19 protein-coding genes, 1 pseudogene and 2 riboswitches are annotated in these 19,244 nt (G+C 69.8%); of the genes and pseudogenes, 14 read left to right on the top strand and 6 right to left on the bottom strand.

The window, feature by feature from the left end; all coding sequences use genetic code 11:
* Positions 1 to 23: 23 nt before the first annotated feature.
* The 3 genes from glyA to gcvT all read right to left on the bottom strand — a co-directional run bounded on the left by glyA (position 24) and on the right by gcvT (position 2,907).
* The gene (gene glyA, locus AC5WS8_RS31235) at positions 24 to 1,286 is read right to left on the bottom strand and encodes a serine hydroxymethyltransferase (RefSeq protein WP_496106853.1); all 1,263 of its coding nucleotides are present in this window, start codon (positions 1,284 to 1,286) and stop codon (positions 24 to 26) included.
* Positions 1,287 to 1,301: 15 nt separating this feature from the next.
* Complete coding sequence (gcvH, locus tag AC5WS8_RS31230; RefSeq protein ID WP_496106852.1) at positions 1,302 to 1,679, bottom strand: glycine cleavage system protein GcvH; 378 nt, start codon at positions 1,677 to 1,679, stop codon at positions 1,302 to 1,304.
* A gap of 109 nt (positions 1,680 to 1,788) precedes the next feature.
* The gene (gene gcvT, locus AC5WS8_RS31225) at positions 1,789 to 2,907 is read right to left on the bottom strand and encodes a glycine cleavage system aminomethyltransferase GcvT (RefSeq protein ID WP_496106851.1); all 1,119 of its coding nucleotides are present in this window, start codon (positions 2,905 to 2,907) and stop codon (positions 1,789 to 1,791) included.
* 68 nt (positions 2,908 to 2,975) lie between these two features.
* A riboswitch (glycine riboswitch) is annotated at positions 2,976 to 3,091 on the bottom strand.
* A riboswitch (glycine riboswitch) is annotated at positions 3,092 to 3,203 on the bottom strand.
* A gap of 169 nt (positions 3,204 to 3,372) precedes the next feature.
* Here gcvT and AC5WS8_RS31220 point away from each other — a divergent pair.
* From AC5WS8_RS31220 to AC5WS8_RS31175, 10 genes are all read left to right on the top strand, one after another.
* Positions 3,373 to 4,062 carry an AAA family ATPase gene (locus AC5WS8_RS31220; protein ID WP_496106895.1) on the top strand — a complete coding sequence of 230 codons (690 nt, stop codon included), beginning with the start codon at positions 3,373 to 3,375 and terminating at the stop codon, positions 4,060 to 4,062.
* A 66-nt stretch (positions 4,063 to 4,128) separates the two neighbouring features.
* Positions 4,129 to 4,920, top strand: a complete 792-nt coding sequence (locus AC5WS8_RS31215) for an enhanced serine sensitivity protein SseB (RefSeq protein ID WP_496106850.1) — start codon at positions 4,129 to 4,131, stop codon at positions 4,918 to 4,920.
* A 234-nt stretch (positions 4,921 to 5,154) separates the two neighbouring features.
* A complete protein-coding gene (locus AC5WS8_RS31210; RefSeq protein ID WP_496106894.1) occupies positions 5,155 to 5,910 on the top strand; it encodes an enhanced serine sensitivity protein SseB C-terminal domain-containing protein in 756 nt (251 codons plus the stop codon).
* A gap of 386 nt (positions 5,911 to 6,296) precedes the next feature.
* Positions 6,297 to 7,295, top strand: coding sequence for an ABC transporter permease (locus AC5WS8_RS31205; protein WP_496106849.1), 999 nt, complete (start codon positions 6,297 to 6,299; stop codon positions 7,293 to 7,295).
* A gap of 27 nt (positions 7,296 to 7,322) precedes the next feature.
* On the top strand, positions 7,323 to 9,068 hold the full coding sequence (locus tag AC5WS8_RS31200; protein WP_496106848.1) for an ABC transporter substrate-binding protein: 1,746 nt from the start codon (positions 7,323 to 7,325) through the stop codon (positions 9,066 to 9,068).
* Between the two features lie 90 nt (positions 9,069 to 9,158).
* A complete protein-coding gene (locus AC5WS8_RS31195; RefSeq protein WP_496106847.1) occupies positions 9,159 to 10,169 on the top strand; it encodes an ABC transporter permease in 1,011 nt (336 codons plus the stop codon).
* Positions 10,166 to 11,248, top strand: a complete 1,083-nt coding sequence (locus AC5WS8_RS31190) for an ABC transporter ATP-binding protein (RefSeq protein WP_496106846.1) — start codon at positions 10,166 to 10,168, stop codon at positions 11,246 to 11,248. The genes AC5WS8_RS31195 and AC5WS8_RS31190 overlap by 4 nt, the downstream gene beginning before the upstream one ends.
* Positions 11,249 to 11,259: 11 nt before the next feature.
* Entirely contained in the window at positions 11,260 to 12,633 is a 1,374-nt protein-coding gene (locus tag AC5WS8_RS31185; RefSeq protein ID WP_496106893.1) for an ABC transporter ATP-binding protein, read from the top strand.
* Positions 12,634 to 12,738: 105 nt separating this feature from the next.
* Positions 12,739 to 14,139: a M1 family metallopeptidase gene (locus AC5WS8_RS31180; protein ID WP_496106845.1), complete on the top strand. Its 1,401-nt coding sequence runs from the start codon at positions 12,739 to 12,741 to the stop codon at positions 14,137 to 14,139.
* A 68-nt stretch (positions 14,140 to 14,207) separates the two neighbouring features.
* Positions 14,208 to 14,906 (top strand): trimeric intracellular cation channel family protein, encoded by a 699-nt coding sequence (locus AC5WS8_RS31175; RefSeq protein ID WP_496106892.1) that lies wholly within the window; start codon positions 14,208 to 14,210, stop codon positions 14,904 to 14,906.
* A 292-nt stretch (positions 14,907 to 15,198) separates the two neighbouring features.
* Here the strand turns inward: AC5WS8_RS31175 and AC5WS8_RS31170 are convergent.
* Positions 15,199 to 15,657 (bottom strand): annotated as a pseudogene (locus AC5WS8_RS31170) (alpha/beta hydrolase); the annotation flags it as partial.
* Between the two features lie 558 nt (positions 15,658 to 16,215).
* Here AC5WS8_RS31170 and AC5WS8_RS31165 point away from each other — a divergent pair.
* The gene (locus AC5WS8_RS31165; protein ID WP_496106844.1) at positions 16,216 to 17,076 is read left to right on the top strand and encodes a thioesterase family protein; all 861 of its coding nucleotides are present in this window, start codon (positions 16,216 to 16,218) and stop codon (positions 17,074 to 17,076) included.
* A gap of 76 nt (positions 17,077 to 17,152) precedes the next feature.
* On the opposite strand, the gene AC5WS8_RS31160 is transcribed toward AC5WS8_RS31165, so the two are convergent.
* Positions 17,153 to 17,443: a TIGR03086 family metal-binding protein gene (locus AC5WS8_RS31160; protein ID WP_496106891.1), complete on the bottom strand. Its 291-nt coding sequence runs from the start codon at positions 17,441 to 17,443 to the stop codon at positions 17,153 to 17,155.
* Between AC5WS8_RS31160 and AC5WS8_RS31155 the strand changes: the two genes are divergently transcribed.
* Positions 17,360 to 17,725, top strand: coding sequence for a WCX domain-containing protein (locus AC5WS8_RS31155; protein WP_496106890.1), 366 nt, complete (start codon positions 17,360 to 17,362; stop codon positions 17,723 to 17,725). The genes AC5WS8_RS31160 and AC5WS8_RS31155 overlap by 84 nt on opposite strands.
* A gap of 177 nt (positions 17,726 to 17,902) precedes the next feature.
* Here the strand turns inward: AC5WS8_RS31155 and AC5WS8_RS31150 are convergent, their stop codons facing one another.
* A complete protein-coding gene (locus tag AC5WS8_RS31150) occupies positions 17,903 to 18,529 on the bottom strand; it encodes a TetR family transcriptional regulator (protein WP_496106843.1) in 627 nt (208 codons plus the stop codon).
* 134 nt (positions 18,530 to 18,663) lie between these two features.
* Between AC5WS8_RS31150 and AC5WS8_RS31145 the strand changes: the two genes are divergently transcribed.
* Entirely contained in the window at positions 18,664 to 18,828 is a 165-nt protein-coding gene (locus AC5WS8_RS31145; RefSeq protein WP_496106842.1) for a hypothetical protein, read from the top strand.
* A 134-nt stretch (positions 18,829 to 18,962) separates the two neighbouring features.
* Positions 18,963 to 19,175 carry a DUF4190 domain-containing protein gene (locus AC5WS8_RS31140; RefSeq protein WP_496106889.1) on the top strand — a complete coding sequence of 71 codons (213 nt, stop codon included), beginning with the start codon at positions 18,963 to 18,965 and terminating at the stop codon, positions 19,173 to 19,175.
* The last annotated feature ends 69 nt before the right edge of the window (positions 19,176 to 19,244 follow it).

Here is a 19,244-nt window from a genome sequence, read left to right as displayed (position 1 = left end):
CCCCAGGGTGCCCCACCGGGGACTTACTTGCTCAAACCCGGGTACAGCGGGTGCTTTTCTGCCAGGGCCTTCACCCGGGCCTTGAGCGCCTCCGCGTCGTAGGACGGCTTCAGCGTCTCGGCGATCACGTCGGCGACCTCGGCGAAGTCCTCGGCCGTGAAGCCGCGGCTCGCGAGGGCGGGCGTGCCGATCCGGAGGCCGGAGGTGACCATCGGGGGGCGCGGGTCGTTCGGGACCGCGTTGCGGTTGACCGTGATGCCGACCTCGTGCAGGCGGTCCTCGGCCTGCTGCCCGTCCAGCTCGGAGTCGCGCAGGTCGACCAGGATCAGGTGCACGTCCGTACCGCCGGTCAGGACGTTCACGCCGGCCTCGCGGGCGTCCGCCGCCGTCAGCCGCTCGGCGAGGATCCTCGCACCCTCCACCGTACGCCGCTGGCGCTCCCGGAACTCCTCCGACGCGGCGATCTTGAAGGAGACCGCCTTGGCTGCGATCACGTGCTCCAGGGGGCCGCCCTGGAAGCCCGGGAAGACGGACGAGTTCAGCTTCTTCGCGAACTCCTTCCTGGCGAGGATGATGCCGCCGCGGGGGCCGCCGAGGGTCTTGTGGGTCGTGGAGGTGACCACGTCCGCGTACTCGACCGGGTTGGGGTGGAGACCGGCGGCGACCAGGCCCGCGAAGTGCGCCATGTCGACCCACAGGTAGGCCTCGACCTCGTCCGCGATCCGGCGGAACTCGGCGAAGTCCAGCCGGCGCGGGTAGGCCGACCAGCCGGCGATGATCACCTTCGGGCGGTGCTCCTTGGCGAGCCGCTCGACCTCGGCCATGTCGACCAGGCCGGTGGCGTCCACGTGGTAGGCGACCACGTCGAACTGCTTGCCGGAGAAGTTCAGCCGCATCCCGTGGGTCAGGTGGCCGCCGTGCGCCAGGTCCAGGCCGAGGATCGTGTCACCGGGCTGCGCCAGCGCGAACAGCGCGGCCTGGTTGGCGGAGGCCCCGGAGTGGGGCTGCACGTTGGCGTACTCCGCGCCGAACAGCTCCTTGATCCGGTCGATGGCGATCTGCTCGGTGACGTCGACGTGCTCGCAGCCGCCGTAGTAGCGGCGGCCGGGGTAGCCCTCGGCGTACTTGTTGGTGAGGACCGAGCCCTGCGCCTCCATGACCGCCAGCGGGGCGAAGTTCTCGGAGGCGATCATCTCCAGGGTGGACTGCTGGCGGTGCAGCTCGGCGTCGACGGCGGCGGCGACGTCCGGGTCGAGCTCGTGCAGGGGCGTGTTCAGAAGGGTCATCTGACCAGGTGCTCCTCAGCCGGCGATGTGGGTGTCGTACTCGTCGGCGGACAGCAGGTCGGCCGGCTCCTCGGACACGCGTACCTTGAACAGCCAGCCGCCCTCGAAGGGCTCGGAGTTCACCAGCGACGGGTCGTTGACCACGTCCTCGTTGACCTCCGTGACCTCGCCGCCGACCGGGGAGTAGAGGTCGCTGACCGACTTGGTCGACTCCAGCTCACCGCAGGTCTCGCCCGCGGTCACCGTGTCACCGACCTCCGGGAGCTGGACGAACACGACATCGCCGAGCGCGTTGGCCGCGTGCTCCGTGATGCCGACCGTCGCGACGCCGTCCTCGGCGTCCGACAGCCACTCGTGCTCCTTGCTGTAGCGCAGCTGCTGGGGGTTGCTCATGGCCTGAATTCTCCTGTACGCGGGGGAGTGGTGGTGAAGGGAGTGCTGCTGGAGACGTGCGCGAGCACGGCGGGGGCGCGCGCGGTCACGTCACCTGCCCGTCGAGTGCCTACTTCTGGCGCTTGTAGAACGGCAGCGCCACGACCTCGTGCGGCTCGTGGCTGCCCCGGATGTCCACCCCGACCCCGGGGGTGCCCGGCGCCGAGTGCGCGGCGTCGACGTACGCCATCGCGATCGGCCTGCCCAGCGTGGGGGAGGGCGCCCCGGAGGTGACCTCGCCGATCACCTCGCCGCCCGCGACGACCGGGTACCCGGCGCGCGGAACGCGACGGCCCTCGGCGACCAGGCCGACGAGGACGCGCGGCGGGTTCTCCCGGGCACGGGACGCGGCTGCCTCCAGCGCGGCACGCCCTACGAAGTCGCCCTCCTTCTCGAACTTCACCACCCGGCCGAGCCCGGCGTCGAAGGGCGTCAGCGCGGTGCCCAGCTCGTGCCCGTACAGCGGCATGCCCGCCTCCAGGCGCAGGGTGTCCCGGCAGGACAGCCCGCAGGGGGCCAGGCCGACGGGCGCGCCCGCCTCGGTCAGCGCCTGCCACAGCTTCTCGGCGTGCTCGGGCGCGACGAACAGTTCGAAGCCGTCCTCGCCGGTGTAGCCGGTGCGCGCGATGAGGGCGGGGACGCCCGCGACCGTGCCGGGAAGGCCGGCGTAGTACTTCAGGCCGTCCAGCTCGGCGTCGGTGAGCGACTTCAGGATGCCGGGGGACTGGGGGCCCTGGACGGCGATCAGCGCATAGGCGTCCCGGTCGTCGCGCACCGCGGCGGCGAAGCCCGCGGCCCGCTCGGTCAGCGCGTCCAGCACCACCTGGGCGTTGGAGGCGTTGGCGACGACCATGTACTCGGTGTCGGCGAGCCGGTAGACGATCAGGTCGTCCAGGATGCCGCCGTCCTCCTGGCAGATCATGGTGTAGCGGGCGCGGCCCACACGGACGGAGGCGATGTCGCCGACGAGCGCGTGGTTGAGGAACCGGTCCGCCTCCGGCCCGGTCACCGTGATCTCGCCCATGTGCGAGAGGTCGAACAGCCCTGCCCTGGTACGGACGGCGACGTGCTCGTCGCGCTCGGAGCCGTACCTGAGGGGCATGTCCCAGCCGGCGAAGTCGGTCATCGTCGCGCCGAGCGAACGATGCAGGGCATCGAGCGCGGTACGGCGCAGGGGGCTACTGCTCATCGGTTGTGCTCCCAAGACGTGGGGTCCCCCCACGCGAGCGCAGCCGGGCATGGGGGAGGCGAGGACGGTCCTCCCCATCTGTCATCGGAACCTGAGAGGTTCGCCGTGATCGCCCGCGCGGCGGGGCGTCACGGCTTGCACCTTGGGTGGAGCCACCGGGAGGCGGCCCGCTTTCCAGATGTGCCTCGCCCGCGCGGTATCGGGGCCTGAGAGATTCAAGGGAGGGACTTGCTCCTTCGGCGCCCGGGCCCACGTACGCAAGCCGTACGTCCCCGGAACTCTCCCGCGCGGATTCAAGCGGCCGGTATGCAGTTGGCGCGCACATCATTGCACGCCGCGCCCGATCCCGGCAGGGCGGCACTTGTAACCGGCTTGTGGCCGTACGCGAACGCCACCACGAGAATCGTCCATTACCTTCTCTTTACGCTCGGTGGGGACGGGACTTCCTGACCGCAAGGGAGGACGATCACGGTGAACAGGACGACGGCGTACGCCACCACGGGCATCGCGGTACCCCGGCAGCCCGTCGCCCCGGCCCGGGAGGCCGGCGCGCCGGCGCCGGCGCCGGTGGTCCGCGACCTGCGCGACCGCAGGGGCCGCAGCCCGTACGGGCTCACCTTCGGCGCCCACGACCTCGTCGTGGTCACCGGCCTGCCCGGCAGCGGCAAGTCCACCCTTATGCGGCGCGCGGTGGCCGGCGCCCGCATCGACTCCCAGGACACCCGCGACCGCTGGGACGCGCGTGTGGCCCGCTTCCTGCCGTACGCGGTGTACCGGCCCCTGGTCCGCCTCGCCCACTACGCGGCCCTGCGAAGCGCCGTGCGCGCCGGCACCGGGGTCGTCGTGCACGACTGCGGCACCCAGACCTGGGTGCGCACCTGGCTGGTCCGCGCGGCCGGGCGCCGCGGCGGCACGCTCCACCTGCTCCTGCTCGACGTCACCCCCGACACGGCCCTGGACGGCCAGCGCGAGCGGGGCCGGGGCGTCTCCCGGTACGCCTTCCTGCGCCACCGCCGCGCCACCCGCCGGCTGCTGGGCTCCGTCGAGCGGGGCCTGCTTCCGAAGGGCTGCGGTTCGGCGGTCCTGCTCGACCGGGACGCGGCGGACGTGCTGCGCCGGATCGACTTCGCGGTCCGGGCGGAAGGAGCGGAATGAATCGCGCTGCCCGCACACCCGTTAGCCTTTTCGCCACACCAGTGGTAATCGGCAGGCGGTAGGCAGATGGACTTCCCGGCGGACCTTCCCGCGGACTTCCCCGCACAGGCGCACCCCCATCCGCACGGCGGATGGCCGGGCAACGAGCTGGAGGAGGTGCTCTCCGCCTCGCTCGGCATCCCCTCGGCGGGCGGCCGGATCGTCGAGGTGCTCGGCCGCAGCCACCTGTGGGTGCCGCTGCCGAACGGCGGAGGCCCGCACAGCGGCCCCCTCGACCTGCCCACGGCGGAGATCGAGGGTCAGGCGTACGTCCCGGTGTTCAGTTCGGAGGAGCAGTTCCGCCACGTCGCCGGCGGCCACATGGCGTACACCATCGCGCCCGCCGTCGAGTTCGCCCGCGGGCTGCCCCCGCAGGTCGGCATCGTGGTCAACCCGGGCGGTGTGGTGGGGATACCCCTGCCTCCGGAGGCGGTGGCCGAGCTGTGCCGCGTCGGACGCACCCCGCTGGACGGCCCCACGACCGGTGGCCGCGTCCGCCTGTTCGAACCCGACTGGCAGGACGACCCCGTGGACTTCCTCGCCGCCGCGTCCGCCGAGTTCACGGCGGCCGGCGTGGTCCTCACGGCACGCCGCTGTCTCGCCACCGTCGAGACGGCCGACCCGGTGATGTTCATCGGCGTGGAGCTCTCCCCGCAGGAGGGCGACCTGCGCGCCCTCCCGCTGGACGCCCTGGGCCGCGCCCTGGCCAGGGTGGCGGTCAGGTGGCCGGTCAACCTGGTCCTCCTGGACGTGGCCCAGGACCCGGTGGCGGACTGGATGAAGGAGAAGGTCCGGCCCTTCTACCAGCAGGGCTACTGAGGGGCGCCCGGCAGGGGGCGCGGGGCCGTGCCGGGGTGCGGCTGCGCCGCGACGGAGGTCCCCTCGTCCGGGCGAAGCCGAGAGGGCGGGGAGCGGCCGACCGCCGGCGACCGCACCCGCCGCATGGCAGCGGGCCCCGAGCCGGTGGGCGCTTAAGCTGTTCCCCAACGCGGGCAACTTCCAGAAGAGGCGGTACGACAGGTGAGCGCGAGCGCCAGCGCCAGCGTCGAGCACATGCTGCGCCAGGTGACGCCCGGGCGTTACGACGCCTACGAGGCGCTCCTGCGCGCGCTCGCGACCCCGTCCACCGGCAGGGTCTGGATGCTGCTGTGGCACGGCCAGGCCGGCTCGCCCGACGCCCAGTACGCGACCATGGAAGTGGACGGCCACGGCTACGCACCCTGCGTCACCTCCGCGCAGGAACTCTCGGCCAGCGGCTGGAGTCGCTCCTACGAGGTGATCGACGGCGCCGACGTGGCCCGCGCCCTCTACCCCGGTCACTACGGCCTGTGGCTCAACCCGCATGCTCCCGGCGGCGGCGTCGGCATCCCCTGGTTGGACCTGCGCCGCATCGCCACCGGCCTGGAGTGCCACCCCGCGGGCCCCCTGAGGCTGTCCGAACCGGCCATCGAGATCCCGCAGTTCTACGCCCTGCTCACGCAGAACGCCCACCGCACCCCCGCCGTGCGCTCCCTGCGCCGCGCCTGGGTGCAACCGTCTCTCGGCGCCCCCTACCTGGCGATCGGACTGGACGTGTACGACGCCTCGCCGCCCGCCGTCGACGCGGTGCGCGCGATGATGCAGCAGTCCGTCACGGCCGTCCCCGAGGGCCTGCCGGTGACGACGGTCGCGCTGTCCGACGCGTACGACCCGGTGGCGATGTGGCTGCGCGTCAACGCCCGCCCGTTCTACGACCGCGAAGCCCACGCTCCGGCAGCGGCCCCCGCGGCGGGCGGTTACGGCTATCCGCCGGCGCGCGGGGTGTACTGACGCGAGTGCTTCCCGGGCGGAAGACCGGGTTCGGTATCCGGATCACTTCTTCGCGCGTAGATGAGGGTGATTCACTCCTCTATCGCGCGGTATGTCCCAGTTTGATGGTGTCCGCACCGCGCTACGAGCTGTCCGGATAACGGATCTCCCCAGTCCGCATCACGTTTATGCATCCTTTCACTGTCAGATCTGGCGGTTGATCGCGAAGGCGTTGAAGACTCGCCTCCCAGGCGCGAGGCGGTCGATCCTGTGATCGCACCAAGCAGAGGCTCCTGAACGGTTGGGCCGTCACCATCTGCGGCCGCCGCGCAGTAGGTAAGTGAACCAAGCCGCCCACAGCGGCGGGCAAAGGCCGGTCACCACCGGCGAGAGGGGTCAGGTCAACTGTGACCGCACCGATCGAGACCACCGGGGCAGAGGCGGGGGCGCCGCCCGAGTCCGTGCTCGCCGGGGTCAAGAAGAGTCAGATCGAAGGGCGCTCACTCAGCCAGATCGCCTGGACTCGGTTCAAGCGGGACAAGGTGGCCGTGGCGGGTGGCGTCGTCGTCATCCTGCTCGTCCTGATGGCGGTGTTCGCCAAGCCAATCGAATGGGCCTTCGGGCTTGACCCCGACAAGTTCAACCAGAACCTGATCGACCCGGCGCTGCTGGCCCCCAAGGGTGGCTGGGGCGGCATGAGCTGGGACCACCCGCTCGGCGTCGATCCGCAGTACGGCCGTGACATGCTCGCCCGCATCATCGACGGTTCGTGGGTCTCGCTGCTGGTCGCGGGTGGCGCCACCGTGCTGGCGGTGGCGATCGGCACGGTGCTGGGCGTCGTGGCGGGGTACTACGGAGGCTGGATCGACAGCATCGTCAGCAGGCTGATGGACACGTTCCTCGCCTTCCCGCTGCTGCTGTTCGCCATCGCCATCTCCGCCTCGGTGCAGGACGGCTTCTTCGGACTCAACGGCCTGCCGCTGCGTATCTGCGTGCTGATCTTCGTGATCGGCTTCTTCAGTTGGCCGTACATCGGCCGTATCGTGCGCGCGCAGACACTGAGCCTGCGGAGGCGGGAGTTCGTCGACGCCGCCCACAGCCTCGGAGCGCGGGGTCCGTACATCCTGTTCCGGGAGCTGCTCCCCAACCTCGTCGCTCCGATCCTGGTCTACTCGACGCTGATCATCCCGACGAACATCCTCTTCGAGGCTGCGCTGAGCTTCCTCGGAGTCGGCATCGCTCCGCCGCAGGCCTCCTGGGGCGGAATGCTCAGCAACGCCGTGGATCTCTACACCGCGGATCCGCAGTACATGTTCGTGCCCGGACTGGCGATCTTCATCACCGTCCTGGCCTTCAATCTGCTGGGTGACGGGCTGCGTGACGCACTCGACCCTCGCAGCAAGTGATCCATCGATAGAGGGGGCTTTCCTCACGTGAAGACGAGAAGGGCGACCGCCGCCGCGGCGTCGGTCCTGGCGCTCTCCCTGGGTGCCGCCGCATGCGGCGGCGGGGGCGGCGACAACAGCAGTGGTGGTGGCAACGCCAAGAAGGACGCGGCGCTGACCTCCATCGTGAACGCGTCGAGCAAGAAGGGAGGGACGGTCACTCTTGAGGACTCGGACGTGCCGGACTCCCTGGACCCGGGCAACACGTACTACGGCTTCGTGCAGAACTTCTCGCGCCTCTACGCGCGTACGCTCGTCACGTTCAAGCCGGCCGCGGGCAAGGACGGCCTCACCGTCGTCCCCGACCTCGCGGACTCGCTCGGCAAGCCCAGCGCCGACGCCAAGACCTGGACCTACCACCTGCGTTCGGGCCTGAAGTTCGAGGACGGGACCCCGATCACGTCCAAGGACGTCAAGTACGCCATCGAGCGCTCCAACTTCGCGCCCGAGGCCCTGTCCAACGGCCCGACGTACTTCAAGGCGTACCTGGAGGGCGGTGACAAGTACAAGGGCCCGTACAAGGACAAGAAGGGCCTGGACTCCATCGCCACCCCGGACGACCGCACGATCGTCTTCCACCTGAACCAGCCGTTCGCTGACTTCGACTACCTGGCGACCTTCTCCCAGACGGCCCCCGTGCCGCAGGCGAAGGACGACGGTGCGAAGTACGTGCAGCACATCGTGTCCTCCGGCCCCTACAAGTTCTCGTCGTACGAGGAGGGCGCCAGCGCCACCCTCGTCCGCAACCCGAACTGGGACCCGAAGACGGACCCGATCCGCAAGGCGCTGCCGGACAAGATCCAGGTCAAGTTCAAGGTCAACCCGGTCTCGATCGACAACGACCTGCTGGCTGACAAGATCACGGCCGACATCTCCGGCGCCGGTGTGCAGCCGCAGACCCAGCCGAAGGTCCTGAGCGGCAAGTACGCCAAGCTGACGGACAACTCCTACGCCGGCGCCACCGGTTACATGGCGCTGAACCTGCACGTCGCGCCGTTCGACAACGTGCACTGCCGCAAGGCCGTGCAGTGGGCGGTCGACAAGCAGTCGGTGATCGACGCCATGGGCGGTTCGCCGAAGGGCGACGTGGCCACCACGCTGCTGCCGCCGTCCGTCAACGGCTACACGAAGTTCGACGAGTACCCGACCGCCGGTAACAAGGGTGACGTCGCCAAGGCCAAGGCCGAGCTGAAGCTGTGCGGCAAGCCGAACGGCTTCTCCACCACGCTGACGGCCCGTTCCGACCGTCCTTCCGAGATCGCGATGGCCACGGCCATCCAGAACTCCCTGAAGGCCGCCGGCATCACGGTCGACATCAAGCAGTTCCCGTCCGGCAAGTACTTCTCCAACTTCGCCGGTGTCCCGAGCTACGTCCACCAGCACAAGCTCGGCATGATGATGATGGCGTGGGGCGCCGACTGGCCGACCGGCTACGGCTTCCTCGACCAGATCATCGACGGCAGCGCCATCAAGCCCTCGGGCGGCAACAACCTGATGGAGCTGAACGACCCGCAGATCAACGCCGCTCTGAAGGCGGCCATCGGCAACACCGACTCCGCGGCCCGCACCAAGGCCTGGGGCGACATCGACAAGATGGTCGCCGACAACGCCTCGGTCGTCCCGCTGGTCTACCGCAAGAACCTGCTGATCAGGCCCACGTCCGCGACCAACGTCACGGTCACGCAGGCGTACCTCGGCATGTACGACTACCTGCTACTGAGCTCCTCGAAGTAACAGCAGGCCGGATACCCCTGAAAGGCAGGTGAAGGCACCGGGTGGCCGGGGCGGACAACCCCCGCCCCGGCCACCCGGAGCCGCACAGCTGTGGCTGCGTACATCATCCGACGCGTCTTCGGCGCATTGGTACTGCTGCTGGTGGTCAGCGCAGTCACCTTCGCCATCTTCTTCCTGGTCCCCCGTCTGGGCGGCCAGACAGCCACCCAGCTGGCCACCCAGTACGTCGGCAAGGACGCCAACCCCGCGTCCGTCGCCGCGATCAAGCACAACCTGGGTCTCGACCAGCCCATCTACGTTCAGTACTGGGACTACATCAAGGGCCTGTTCGTGGGCGCCGACTACAAGTTCGGCCCCGATGCGACGCACTGCAGCGCCCCCTGCTTCGGGTACTCCTTCAAGAGTCACATCGAAGTGTGGCCCCAGCTCCAGCAGCGCATCCCGGTCTCCTTCTCGCTGGCCGTCGGTGCGGCCGTCATCTGGCTGATCTTCGGCGTGACGACGGGCGTCATCTCGGCGCTGCGCAAGGGCAAGCCGGTGGACCGCATCTCGATGTTCATCGCGCTCGCCGGCGTCTCGCTCCCGATCTTCTTCACCGGCCAGGTGATCAACGCCCTGTTCGTCTACCAGTGGCCCATCTGGGACAGCACGGACTACGTGCCGTTCACCCAGAACCCGGCCGACTGGGCCTGGCATCTGCTGCTGCCCTGGGTCAGCCTCGCGTTCCTCTTCTCCGCCACCTACGCCCGGCTCACCCGGGCGGGCATGCTGGAGACGATGAGCGAGGACTACATCCGGACGGCACGTGCCAAGGGCCTCAAGGAGTCCGTCGTCGTCACCAAGCACGGGCTGCGTTCCACGCTCACCCCGATCGTGACCATCTTCGGCATGGACTTCGGCACCCTCATCGGTACCGCGGTGCTCACCGAGACCGTCTTCTCCCTGCAGGGCGTCGGCGCGTACTCCATCCAGGCCATCAAGGACAACGACCTGCCCATCGTGATGGCCGTGACCCTGGTCGCCGCGTTCTTCATCGTCTTCTGCAACCTCGTCGTCGACCTGGTGTACGCAGCCATCGACCCCCGCGTGAGGTACTCGTGAGCAAGCTCGAAAAGGCGGCGCTCGGCGAACCGGCCGGCTCCGCCCCCTCCGACGCCGACGACGCGTTCCTCTCCGTACGCGATCTGCGCATCCACTTCAACACCGACGACGGCCTGGTCAAGTCGGTGGACGGCGTCAGCTTCGACGTCCAGCGGGGCAAGACCCTGGGCATCGTCGGTGAGTCCGGTTCCGGCAAGTCCGTCACCTCGCTCGGCGTGATGGGCCTGCACCGTTCGGCCAACGCCCGGGTCTCCGGCGAGGTATGGCTGGACGGCCAGGAACTGATCGCCGCCGACCCGGACGACGTCCGGCGGATGCGTGGCCGCAAGATGGCGATGATCTTCCAGGACCCGCTGTCCGCGATGCACCCCTACTACACGGTCGGGACGCAGATCATCGAGGCCTACCGGGTCCACCACAAGGTCAGCAAGAAGGTCGCCAAGCAGCGGGCGATCGAGATGCTGGACCGCGTGGGCATCCCGGAGCCGGCCAAGCGCGTCGACAGCTACCCGCACGAGTTCTCCGGCGGTATGCGCCAGCGGGCGATGATCGCGATGGCGCTGGTGAACAACCCCGAGCTGCTCATCGCCGACGAGCCGACCACCGCCCTGGACGTCACCGTGCAGGCGCAGATCCTGGACCTGATCCGGGACCTGCAGAAGGAGTTCGGCTCCGCGGTCATCATGATCACGCACGACCTCGGCGTGGTCGCCGAGATGGCCGACGACCTGCTGGTCATGTACGGCGGCCGGTGCGTGGAGCGCGGGCCGGCCGAGGAGGTCTTCTCCGCGCCCCGCCACCCCTACACCTGGGGCCTGCTCGGCTCGATGCCGCGGCTGGACCGGGAGGAGACCGACCGGCTCATCCCGATCAAGGGCTCCCCGCCCTCCCTCATCAACGTCCCGTCCGGATGCGCCTTCAACCCGCGCTGCCCGTACGCGGACATCCCGAAGGACAACGTCACCCGCACGGTCCGCCCCGAGCTGACCGAGGTCGGCAGCGGACACTGGGCGGCCTGCCACATGACGCAGGAGCAGCGGGAGCGTATCTGGACCGAAGAGATTGCGCCGAAGCTGTGAGCGACGAAAAAGTGAGCATCCCCGCGCAGAGTGACGGTGCCACCACCACCGAGGACACCGCGGTCTCCGACGGCGAGATCCTGCTGAAGGTGACCGGACTTCAGAAGCACTTCCCGATCCGCAAGGGCCTGCTGCAGCGGCAGGTCGGGGCGGTGCGCGCCGTGGACGGCATCGACTTCGAGGTGCGCAAGGGCGAGACCCTGGGCGTCGTGGGCGAGTCGGGCTGCGGGAAGTCGACGATGGGCCGGCTGATCACCCGGCTGCTCGAACCCACCGACGGCACGGTCGAGTTCGAGGGCAAGGACATCACGCACCTCGGCGTCGGCGGGATGCGCCCGCTGCGCCGCGATGTCCAGATGATCTTCCAGGACCCGTACTCGTCGCTGAACCCGCGCCACACCATCGGCACCATCGTCGGCGCTCCCTTCCGGCTCCAGGGCGTCACGCCCGAGGGCGGCATCAAGAAGGAAGTGCAGCGGCTGCTGTCGGTGGTCGGTCTCAGCCCCGAGCACTACAACCGCTATCCGCACGAGTTCTCCGGCGGTCAGCGTCAGCGCATCGGCATCGCCCGCGCGCTCGCGCTCAGCCCGAAGCTGGTCGTGGCCGACGAGCCCGTCTCCGCGCTCGACGTGTCGATCCAGGCGCAGGTCGTCAACCTGCTGGACGACCTCCAGCAGGAGCTGGGCCTGACGTATGTGATCATCGCGCACGACCTGTCGGTCGTCCGGCACGTCTCGGACCGGATCGCGGTGATGTACCTCGGCAAGATCGTGGAGCTCGCCGACCGGGAGTCGCTGTACAAGGCGCCGATGCACCCGTACACCAAGGCGCTGATGTCCGCGGTGCCGATCCCGGACCCGAAGCGGAAGAACACCAAGAGCGAGCGCATCCTGCTCACGGGCGACGTCCCCTCGCCGATCGCGCCGCCGAGCGGCTGCCGCTTCCACACCCGGTGCTGGAAGGCGACCGAGATCTGCCGGACCACCGAGCCGCAGCTGCTGGAGCTCAAGCCGGGGCAGCGGGTGGCCTGCCACCACCCGGAGAACTTCGAGGACCAGGCCCCGCAGGACACCGTGCTGCTCTCCGACGCCAAGGAGGCGGCGAAGCTGGTGGCCGACGAGGTCCTGGCGGAGTCGGCGGAGACGTCGGCGGCCGTGGCCTCGGAGGCCGGGGCCGAGACCGAGGCCTCCGGTACACCGGCCGTGACCGAGGAGCCCGCCGAGTCCGTCGAAGCCATGGAGGCGGCGGAGGCGGCCTCCGCCGAGGAGCCTTCCGAGCCGGCGGGCGAGGAGTCCTCGGCCGACACCGCAGGCGAGGCGTCCTCCGAGGAGCCCGCTTCCGACAGGCCCGCGACAGCGGACCGTCAGGAGTCAACCGACAAGTAAGGCATGACAAGTTGGCAAAGTCATGCACATGACCGAACGGGAGAGTGCAGAGTCTGGCGTGACCGTCCGATCGACTGATCGACGCACGCTCGAAGGGACGACTCCATGGCACTCTCCCGTTCGGCACGTTCGGCGCGCTTAGGTGTTCTGGCCACCACGGCGGCCTCCTTCCTCGCCGTCGCGGCGTCCTCCGCCCCGGCACCGGGGTCCGACGGCATCGGGGACTCCTACTTCCCGCAGCTCGGCAACGGCGGCTTCGACGCCCGCCACTACGCCCTCGACGTGGCGTACGCCCCGGACACCGGCCGCCTCGACGGCCGTACGACGATCACGGCCCGTGCCACCCAGAGCCTCACCTCCTTCGACCTGGACCTGCAGCAGCTTCAGGTCACGAAGGTCGAGGTGAACGGCAGACGGGCGCAGTTCACGCGTCAGGGCGACGAGATCCGGATCACCCCGCGCGGCGTACTGCCCAAGGGCCGGAACTTCACGGTCGCCGTCACCTACGGCGGCATCCCGCAGCCCCTGGGCGGTCCCATCGTGTTCGGCTCCAAGTACGGATGGATGAAGACCGCCGACGGCGTCTTCGTCGCCTGCGAGCCCAACGCCGCCTCCACCTGGTTCCCGTCGAGCGACCATCCCTCCGACAAGGCCACCTACGACATCCGGATCAAGGCGCCCAAGGGCCTGACCGCGGTCTCCAACGGGCGGCTCATATCGACGTACGACAAGGGCGGCCAGACCGTCACCCGCTGGCGCGAGTCCAAGCCGATGGCGACCTACCTGGCGACGGCGACCATCGGGAAGTTCGACGTGCGGACCGGGAAGACGCCGTCCGGGATCCCGATCTACGTGGCCGTCGACCCCGTCCTGAAGAACAGCAACAGCGTCGACGTGTACGCGGTCACCGCCGAGGCCACCGACTACTGGTCGCAGGTGTTCGGCCCCTACCCCTTCGAGGAGACCGGCGCCGTCGTCGACGACATGCCCGAGGCCGGCTTCTCCCTGGAGGTCCAGTCGAAGCCCGCGTACTCGGCCGTCCGCAACGAGACGACGATCGTGCACGAGCTGGCCCACCAGTGGTTCGGCGACTCGGTCTCGGTGGAGCGCTGGAAGGACATCTGGCTCAACGAGGGCTTCGCGACCTACGCCCAGTGGCTGTGGGCCGAGCACAAGGGCACCCGCTCGGCGCACGACTCCTTCGTCGCGGCGTACGACGCCCGTCCCGCCGACAACGCGTTCTGGCAGGTGAAGGTGGCCGACCCGCAGCGCGACACCATGTTCGCCTCCGCGGTGTACCAACGCGGCGCGATGACGCTCCAGGCGCTGCGCGAGCGCATCGGTGACACGGCGTTCTTCAGGCTGCTGCCCGCCTGGACCCGGCTGCACCGCTACGGCAACGCCGACACCGCCGACTTCATCCGTCTCGCGGAGAAGGTCTCGGGTCGGCGGCTCGACGACCTGTTTCAGAAGTGGATCTTCACCACGGGCAAGCCGGCACTGTAACTTTGGCGCAATCCAGAATTTGCCTTGGTTTGTAAGGTGCATCCTTGCGGATGGGTGAGAATGTAAGGGTGCTCCAGCAATTGTTCAGCCCCTCCGTCCAGCACACGCTGGATCTCGTCGGCATCTTCGTCTTCGCGATCTCGGGTGCCCTGCTGGCCGTCCGCAAGAACTTCGACGTGTTCGGCATCGCGGTGCTCGCCGAGGTCACCGCGCTGGGCGGAGGGCTGTTCCGGGACGTGGTCATCGGCGCCGTGCCGCCGGCCGCCTTCACTGACCTGGGGTACTTCCTGACCCCGCTGCTCGCCGCTCTCCTGGTGGTCTTCCTGCACCCGCAGGTGGAGCGCATCCAGGTCGCCGTCAACGTCTTCGACGCGGCCGGCCTCGGTCTGTTCTGCGTCGCGGGGACGACCAAGGCGTACGACCACGGACTCGGCCTGACCGCGTCCGCCGTCCTCGGCCTCGCGACGGCGGTGGGCGGCGGTGTCCTGCGCGACGTCCTCGCCAACGAGGTGCCCTCGCTGCTCCGCTGGGACCGCGACCTCTACGCGGTCCCGGCGATCGTCGGGGCCACCATGGTGGTGCTCTGCATACGCTTCGGCGCGCTCACCCCGCTGACCTCGGGGCTCGCGGTCGTCACCGCCTTCGTACTACGCCTGATGGCCCTGAAGTACCACTGGCGAGCTCCGCGCGCCTGGAACCGGCGGTCCAATGTGGCTGAGGAAGACTCCCCGTGGCCTGGCCGGTCATCTGCTGGCTCAGCCAGGTGAAGACCGTCGGGATCTGCGGCCGCCACAGGGCCATGCTGTGCCCGCCGGCGCTGCGCGGGATCAGCACCGCGCGCACCAGCGTCGGCGGTTTCGCGATCGCCTGCAGCGCGGCGGCCGCCTGGTAGCCGTCGCCGTCCTCGCCGGACAGGTAGAGCGAGATCCGGGGCGGGGTGCGGTAGCCCTTGAGGAGGAAGTAGGGGTTGTTCGCCCGGCGCAGCGCGACGGTCCGCGCGGCCAGCGAGTTGCGCTCGCCGATCGGGTCGTTGTAGCCGGACAGGCTGATCGCGGCCCGGTAGCGGTCGGGGTGCGCGACCACGAGTTTCGCGGCGCAGTGCGCCCCCGCGGAGTACCCGGCTGCAGCCCAGCCGTCCGGGGCGGGCTGGGCGCGGAAGTTGTCCGTGATCATCTTGGGCACGTCGATGCTGAGCCAGGTGTCGGCGTTCACGGCGCCCGGGACGTTCGCGCAGCCGGTGTCGACCTTGGCGATGAGGTTGGTGCGCGGCGACACCAGGATGAACGGCTCCACCTGCCCGCTCTTCATCAGCGGCAGCAACTGCTCGTGCACCTTCAGCGAGCCGAACCAGGCCTTGGCCGAGCCGGGGTAGCCGGACAGCAGCTCCACGACGGGGAACTTCCTGTCCTTGTAGGCGGGGTCGTCGTACTGCGGCGGCAGCCACACGTAGACCTCTGCGTCGACGCCGGAGACCCGGCCCTTGAGCTGGGTGACCTGTACCCCGCCGGCCGCGTGCATGCCCGGGCCGTCGGCCTGGGTGAACGACTGTTTGACCTTGGGCAGGGCCTTGATCTGGATGCCGCCGGTGCCGTCCTTGCCGAGGTCGGCGGCCTGCTGCACATGGTTGCCCGTGCCGAACAGGTCGGACCAGTTGTCGTAGAGGCTGTTGGCGTTGTTCACCAGGACGAAGACGAGGGTGACCGCCGTGGCCTGTGCGAACACCAGCATGAGCACCCGCACGGCCTGGCGCAGCAGCATGGGGCCCCGCAGCCGCGACCACAGGAACAGCGGCAGGATGAGGGCGATCGCCAACAGGACGATCGACGTGATGAGGAACGGCGTCCCGGTCAGGCTCATCGGCTAGGCGGCTCTTCCTGTGAACGGGCGAAACTGGCTGTACGTCTTCTGAGAGGGACGCAGTCGGGGATCGGTCACGGACGAGTGCGGACACTTACCGAAAAATTGCCGGAACCTCACCGAGGAATGGCCGAAAAGTGCATTGGAGGCCCGGCGTCGCGCCATGAATCCACAGACTCAAAGCTACTGCTTAGTAATTTCCTGTTGTACCGTTCTGGCATGCCAGAAGCAGTGACAGCACCGGCCGCGCGGGCCACGATCGGCGACAGCGAGTTCGACCGCGACACCGCGGTCGCCCGACGGGAACCCGGCGTCTACGACATCGACCTCTCCGACGGCTGGACGATCATCAGCGCCGTCAACGGCGGCTATCTGCTGGCCGTCCTGGGCCGCGCCCTGGCCGACGCCCTGCCGCACCGGGACCCGTTCACGATCTCGGCGCACTACCTGACGGCGTCCCAGCCGGGCCCGGCCGTCGTGCGCACGGAGCCGGTACGGACCGGCCGCACGCTCTCCACGGGCCAGGCGTCCCTCTTCCAGTACGACGACGAGGGCCGCGAGGTGGAGCGCATCCGCGTCCTCGCCTCGTACGGCGACCTGGACTCCCTCCCCGACGACGTCCGTACGAGCGCGCGGCCGCCCGCCATGCCGCCCCTGGAGCAGTGCTTCGGCCCGCAGGACGCTCCGGCGCCGATCCCCGGCAGCTCGGCCATCACCGAACGGCTGATGCTCAAGCTGGATCCCGCGACCCTGGGCTGGGCGCTCGGCGCGCCGTCCGGGAGGGGTGAGATGCGGGCCTGGTTCGGCCTCGCCGACGGCCGGGACGCCGACCCCCTGTCCCTGCTGCTCACGGTGGACGCACTGCCGCCCACCGCCTTCGAGCTGGGAATCTCCGGCTGGGTGCCGACGGTCGAGCTGACGGCACACGTACGGTCCCGCCCGGCCCCCGGCCCGCTGCGCGTATCGATCACCACACGCAACCTCGCCGGCGGCTTCCTGGAGGAGGACGCGGAGGTCTGGGACGCCGACGACCGCCTGGTCGCCCAGTCCCGCCAGCTGGCACGGGTCAGGCTGGGCTGACCGCGGGCGCGGAGCTCCTGGGGGTGGAGCGGGTGAGGGCGGCGGGGCGATCCCCGTCCCCGCCGCACCCGCCGTGCTACGCGTCGAGCGGCCGACGGCCGAGCCACGCCGCCAGGCGCACGTAGGCGTCCGCCTCCTCGGGGACCGGAACCGCCGACGCGAACGGCAGATCGTCGCCCCGTTCCGCGTCCGGAAGGACGAGCCGGGCCACCGCGAGCGCGAACCGAGCCAGTTCGGGGTCCAGCTCGCCGGGCCGGCCCAGGGCCTGCCAGAGATCCCAGGTGTGGGCCACGCACTCCATCACGTACCCGGACAGCGCGTTGCGCCCCGGCGTCTCCCCCCACGGCACGCGTACCGCCGCGTCCAGCCGGCCGAGGAGCGGCCGGACGGCTTCGAGGTGACGGTCCGGGTACGGCGGGACTCTCTGGACATGTTCCAGCGGCTGGCCGCCTCGGCGCTGGTCGCCCTGCCGGAGGACGACGGTGAGAGCCCCTGGGTGACCGCCCGGCTGTCGTACGGGTTCGTCCTGGAGGTGCGCCAACTGCTGGTCTTCGCCGACCGGTTGGAGGTCCTCGCACCGCCCGAGGCCCGCGAGGAACTGGCGCGGGCGGCGGCCTCCGTCATGGAACTGTACGGGCGCGAGCGCTGAACCCCGCAGCGCATGCACAGGTCATGAAGCGTGCGCGTCTCGTTCCCGTGGTGGCTGTGCCGGTGCTCTCGCCCCTGGCCCCGTCGGCCTGCGGTGCGGACGGGCCGGCGCGCGGTCGTCGCGCTCGGGAGACGGACGCGCCGCCCGTGGTCGTCGCGCGCGATCGGCGTCGCGTCGTCACTCCTTCCAGTGGACGCGGCCGATGCTGATCAGCCGCATCCGCTGCGTGGCGAGCCGGGCCACCCTCTCCCGCTCGTCGGCGCCGCCCTCCATGGCCTCCAGGAACTGGGAAGCCGTCACCAGCATCTGGTCGACGTACAGGCCGGCGAGCATCAGCAGGTCCTCCTCGCTCCACCCCGTCGACTCGGGGTGCTCCGCCAGCGCGACCTTGACCTCCTCGGCGAACCGGGCGAGCTGACGGCGTATCGCCTCGCGCACCGGCTGGACACCGCCGTGCCGTTCACGAGCGATGAACCGTACGTGTGCGGGGTACGCGTCCACATGACGGGCGATCAGGCCGACGGCCCGCTCGATGCGTTCGTCGCTGTCTCCGGTCGGGGAGACGGTGGACCCGATCATCGGGTGGAGGCTGCCGAGGGCCTGCTCGACCAGCTCCACACCGAGATCCGCGGTCGACCGGAAGTGCCGGTAGAAGGCGGTCGGGGCGACGCCGACCGCGCGGGTGACCTCGCGCAGGCCCAGGCTGCTCAGACTCTGCTCCTCCAGCAGGCCGAGCGCCGCGTCCAGCAGCGCCTGCCGGGTCTTCTGCTTCTGGACCTGCCGGAGGCCGAGGGTGTGACTCATGCCATGCAGTTAACAACTGTTCTCTGGAATTGCAAAGCCATGGGACGCGCTAGACTGGGAAGTCAGTGAACAACTGTAACTACAACCGTTCACCGAATCGTCACGAGAGACATCCCGGAGGGGGATCTCGTCCCATGCTGTTCCTCGTCGCCGCACTCCTGCTGCTGGGCACCGTCCTGGGCACCGTGGCCCACGCCCCGCTCTCCTTCACCCTCGTCGCCGCGGCCGTCATCGCCGTCTGGCTCGTGGTCTTCGCGGTCCGTGAGCGGCACGGGCGCCGCCACACGTCGGCCCACTGAACCGCCGTACGCCCTTCGACTCCCGGGAGCTGACCGTCATGCAACTCACCGCCGCACGAACCAAGGCAACCACCGCACGCGGCGCGGACACCGCCGCTCGGGCCGGCCGCGTCGGGACGCGCGACGCGAACGGCATGGCCGTGGCGTCCTTCGTCCTCGGCCTGCTCGGCCTGCTCGTCCTGAACGTCGTGCTGGGCCCGATCGCCATCGTTCTGGCCGCGGCGGCCCTGTGGCGCGGCACCACCCGCCGGGGCCGCGCTCTGCTCGGCCTCGGCCTGGGCGTGGCGGACCTGCTGCTGCTGGTGACGTTCATGCAACTGGACCACACGGTGTCCTGGAGCTTCTGACCACCGCGACCGCGACGCCGGCTGCGGCGAGGCCCGGCCGCACCGGCCCGGGAAAACGGCGGGGCCTAG

The sequence above is a fragment of the Streptomyces sp. PTL18 genome (genome assembly GCF_059510295.1).
This window is presented reverse-complemented; position numbering and strand designations above follow the sequence as displayed.

Bases quoted from the DNA above. Each gene is read 5' to 3' on its own strand.
- glyA (WP_496106853.1), bottom strand. From the start codon at position 1,286: ATGACCCTTCTGAACACGCCCCTGCACGAGCTCGACCCGGACGTCGCC.
- gcvH (WP_496106852.1), bottom strand. From the start codon at position 1,679: ATGAGCAACCCCCAGCAGCTGCGCTACAGCAAGGAGCACGAGTGGCTG.
- gcvT (WP_496106851.1), bottom strand. From the start codon at position 2,907: ATGAGCAGTAGCCCCCTGCGCCGTACCGCGCTCGATGCCCTGCATCGT.
- AC5WS8_RS31215 (WP_496106850.1), top strand. From the start codon at position 4,129: ATGGACTTCCCGGCGGACCTTCCCGCGGACTTCCCCGCACAGGCGCAC.
- AC5WS8_RS31210 (WP_496106894.1), top strand. From the start codon at position 5,155: ATGCTGCGCCAGGTGACGCCCGGGCGTTACGACGCCTACGAGGCGCTC.
- AC5WS8_RS31180 (WP_496106845.1), top strand. From the start codon at position 12,739: ATGGCACTCTCCCGTTCGGCACGTTCGGCGCGCTTAGGTGTTCTGGCC.
- AC5WS8_RS31165 (WP_496106844.1), top strand. From the start codon at position 16,216: ATGCCAGAAGCAGTGACAGCACCGGCCGCGCGGGCCACGATCGGCGAC.
- AC5WS8_RS31150 (WP_496106843.1), bottom strand. From the start codon at position 18,529: ATGAGTCACACCCTCGGCCTCCGGCAGGTCCAGAAGCAGAAGACCCGG.
- AC5WS8_RS31145 (WP_496106842.1), top strand. From the start codon at position 18,664: ATGCTGTTCCTCGTCGCCGCACTCCTGCTGCTGGGCACCGTCCTGGGC.
- AC5WS8_RS31140 (WP_496106889.1), top strand. From the start codon at position 18,963: ATGGCCGTGGCGTCCTTCGTCCTCGGCCTGCTCGGCCTGCTCGTCCTG.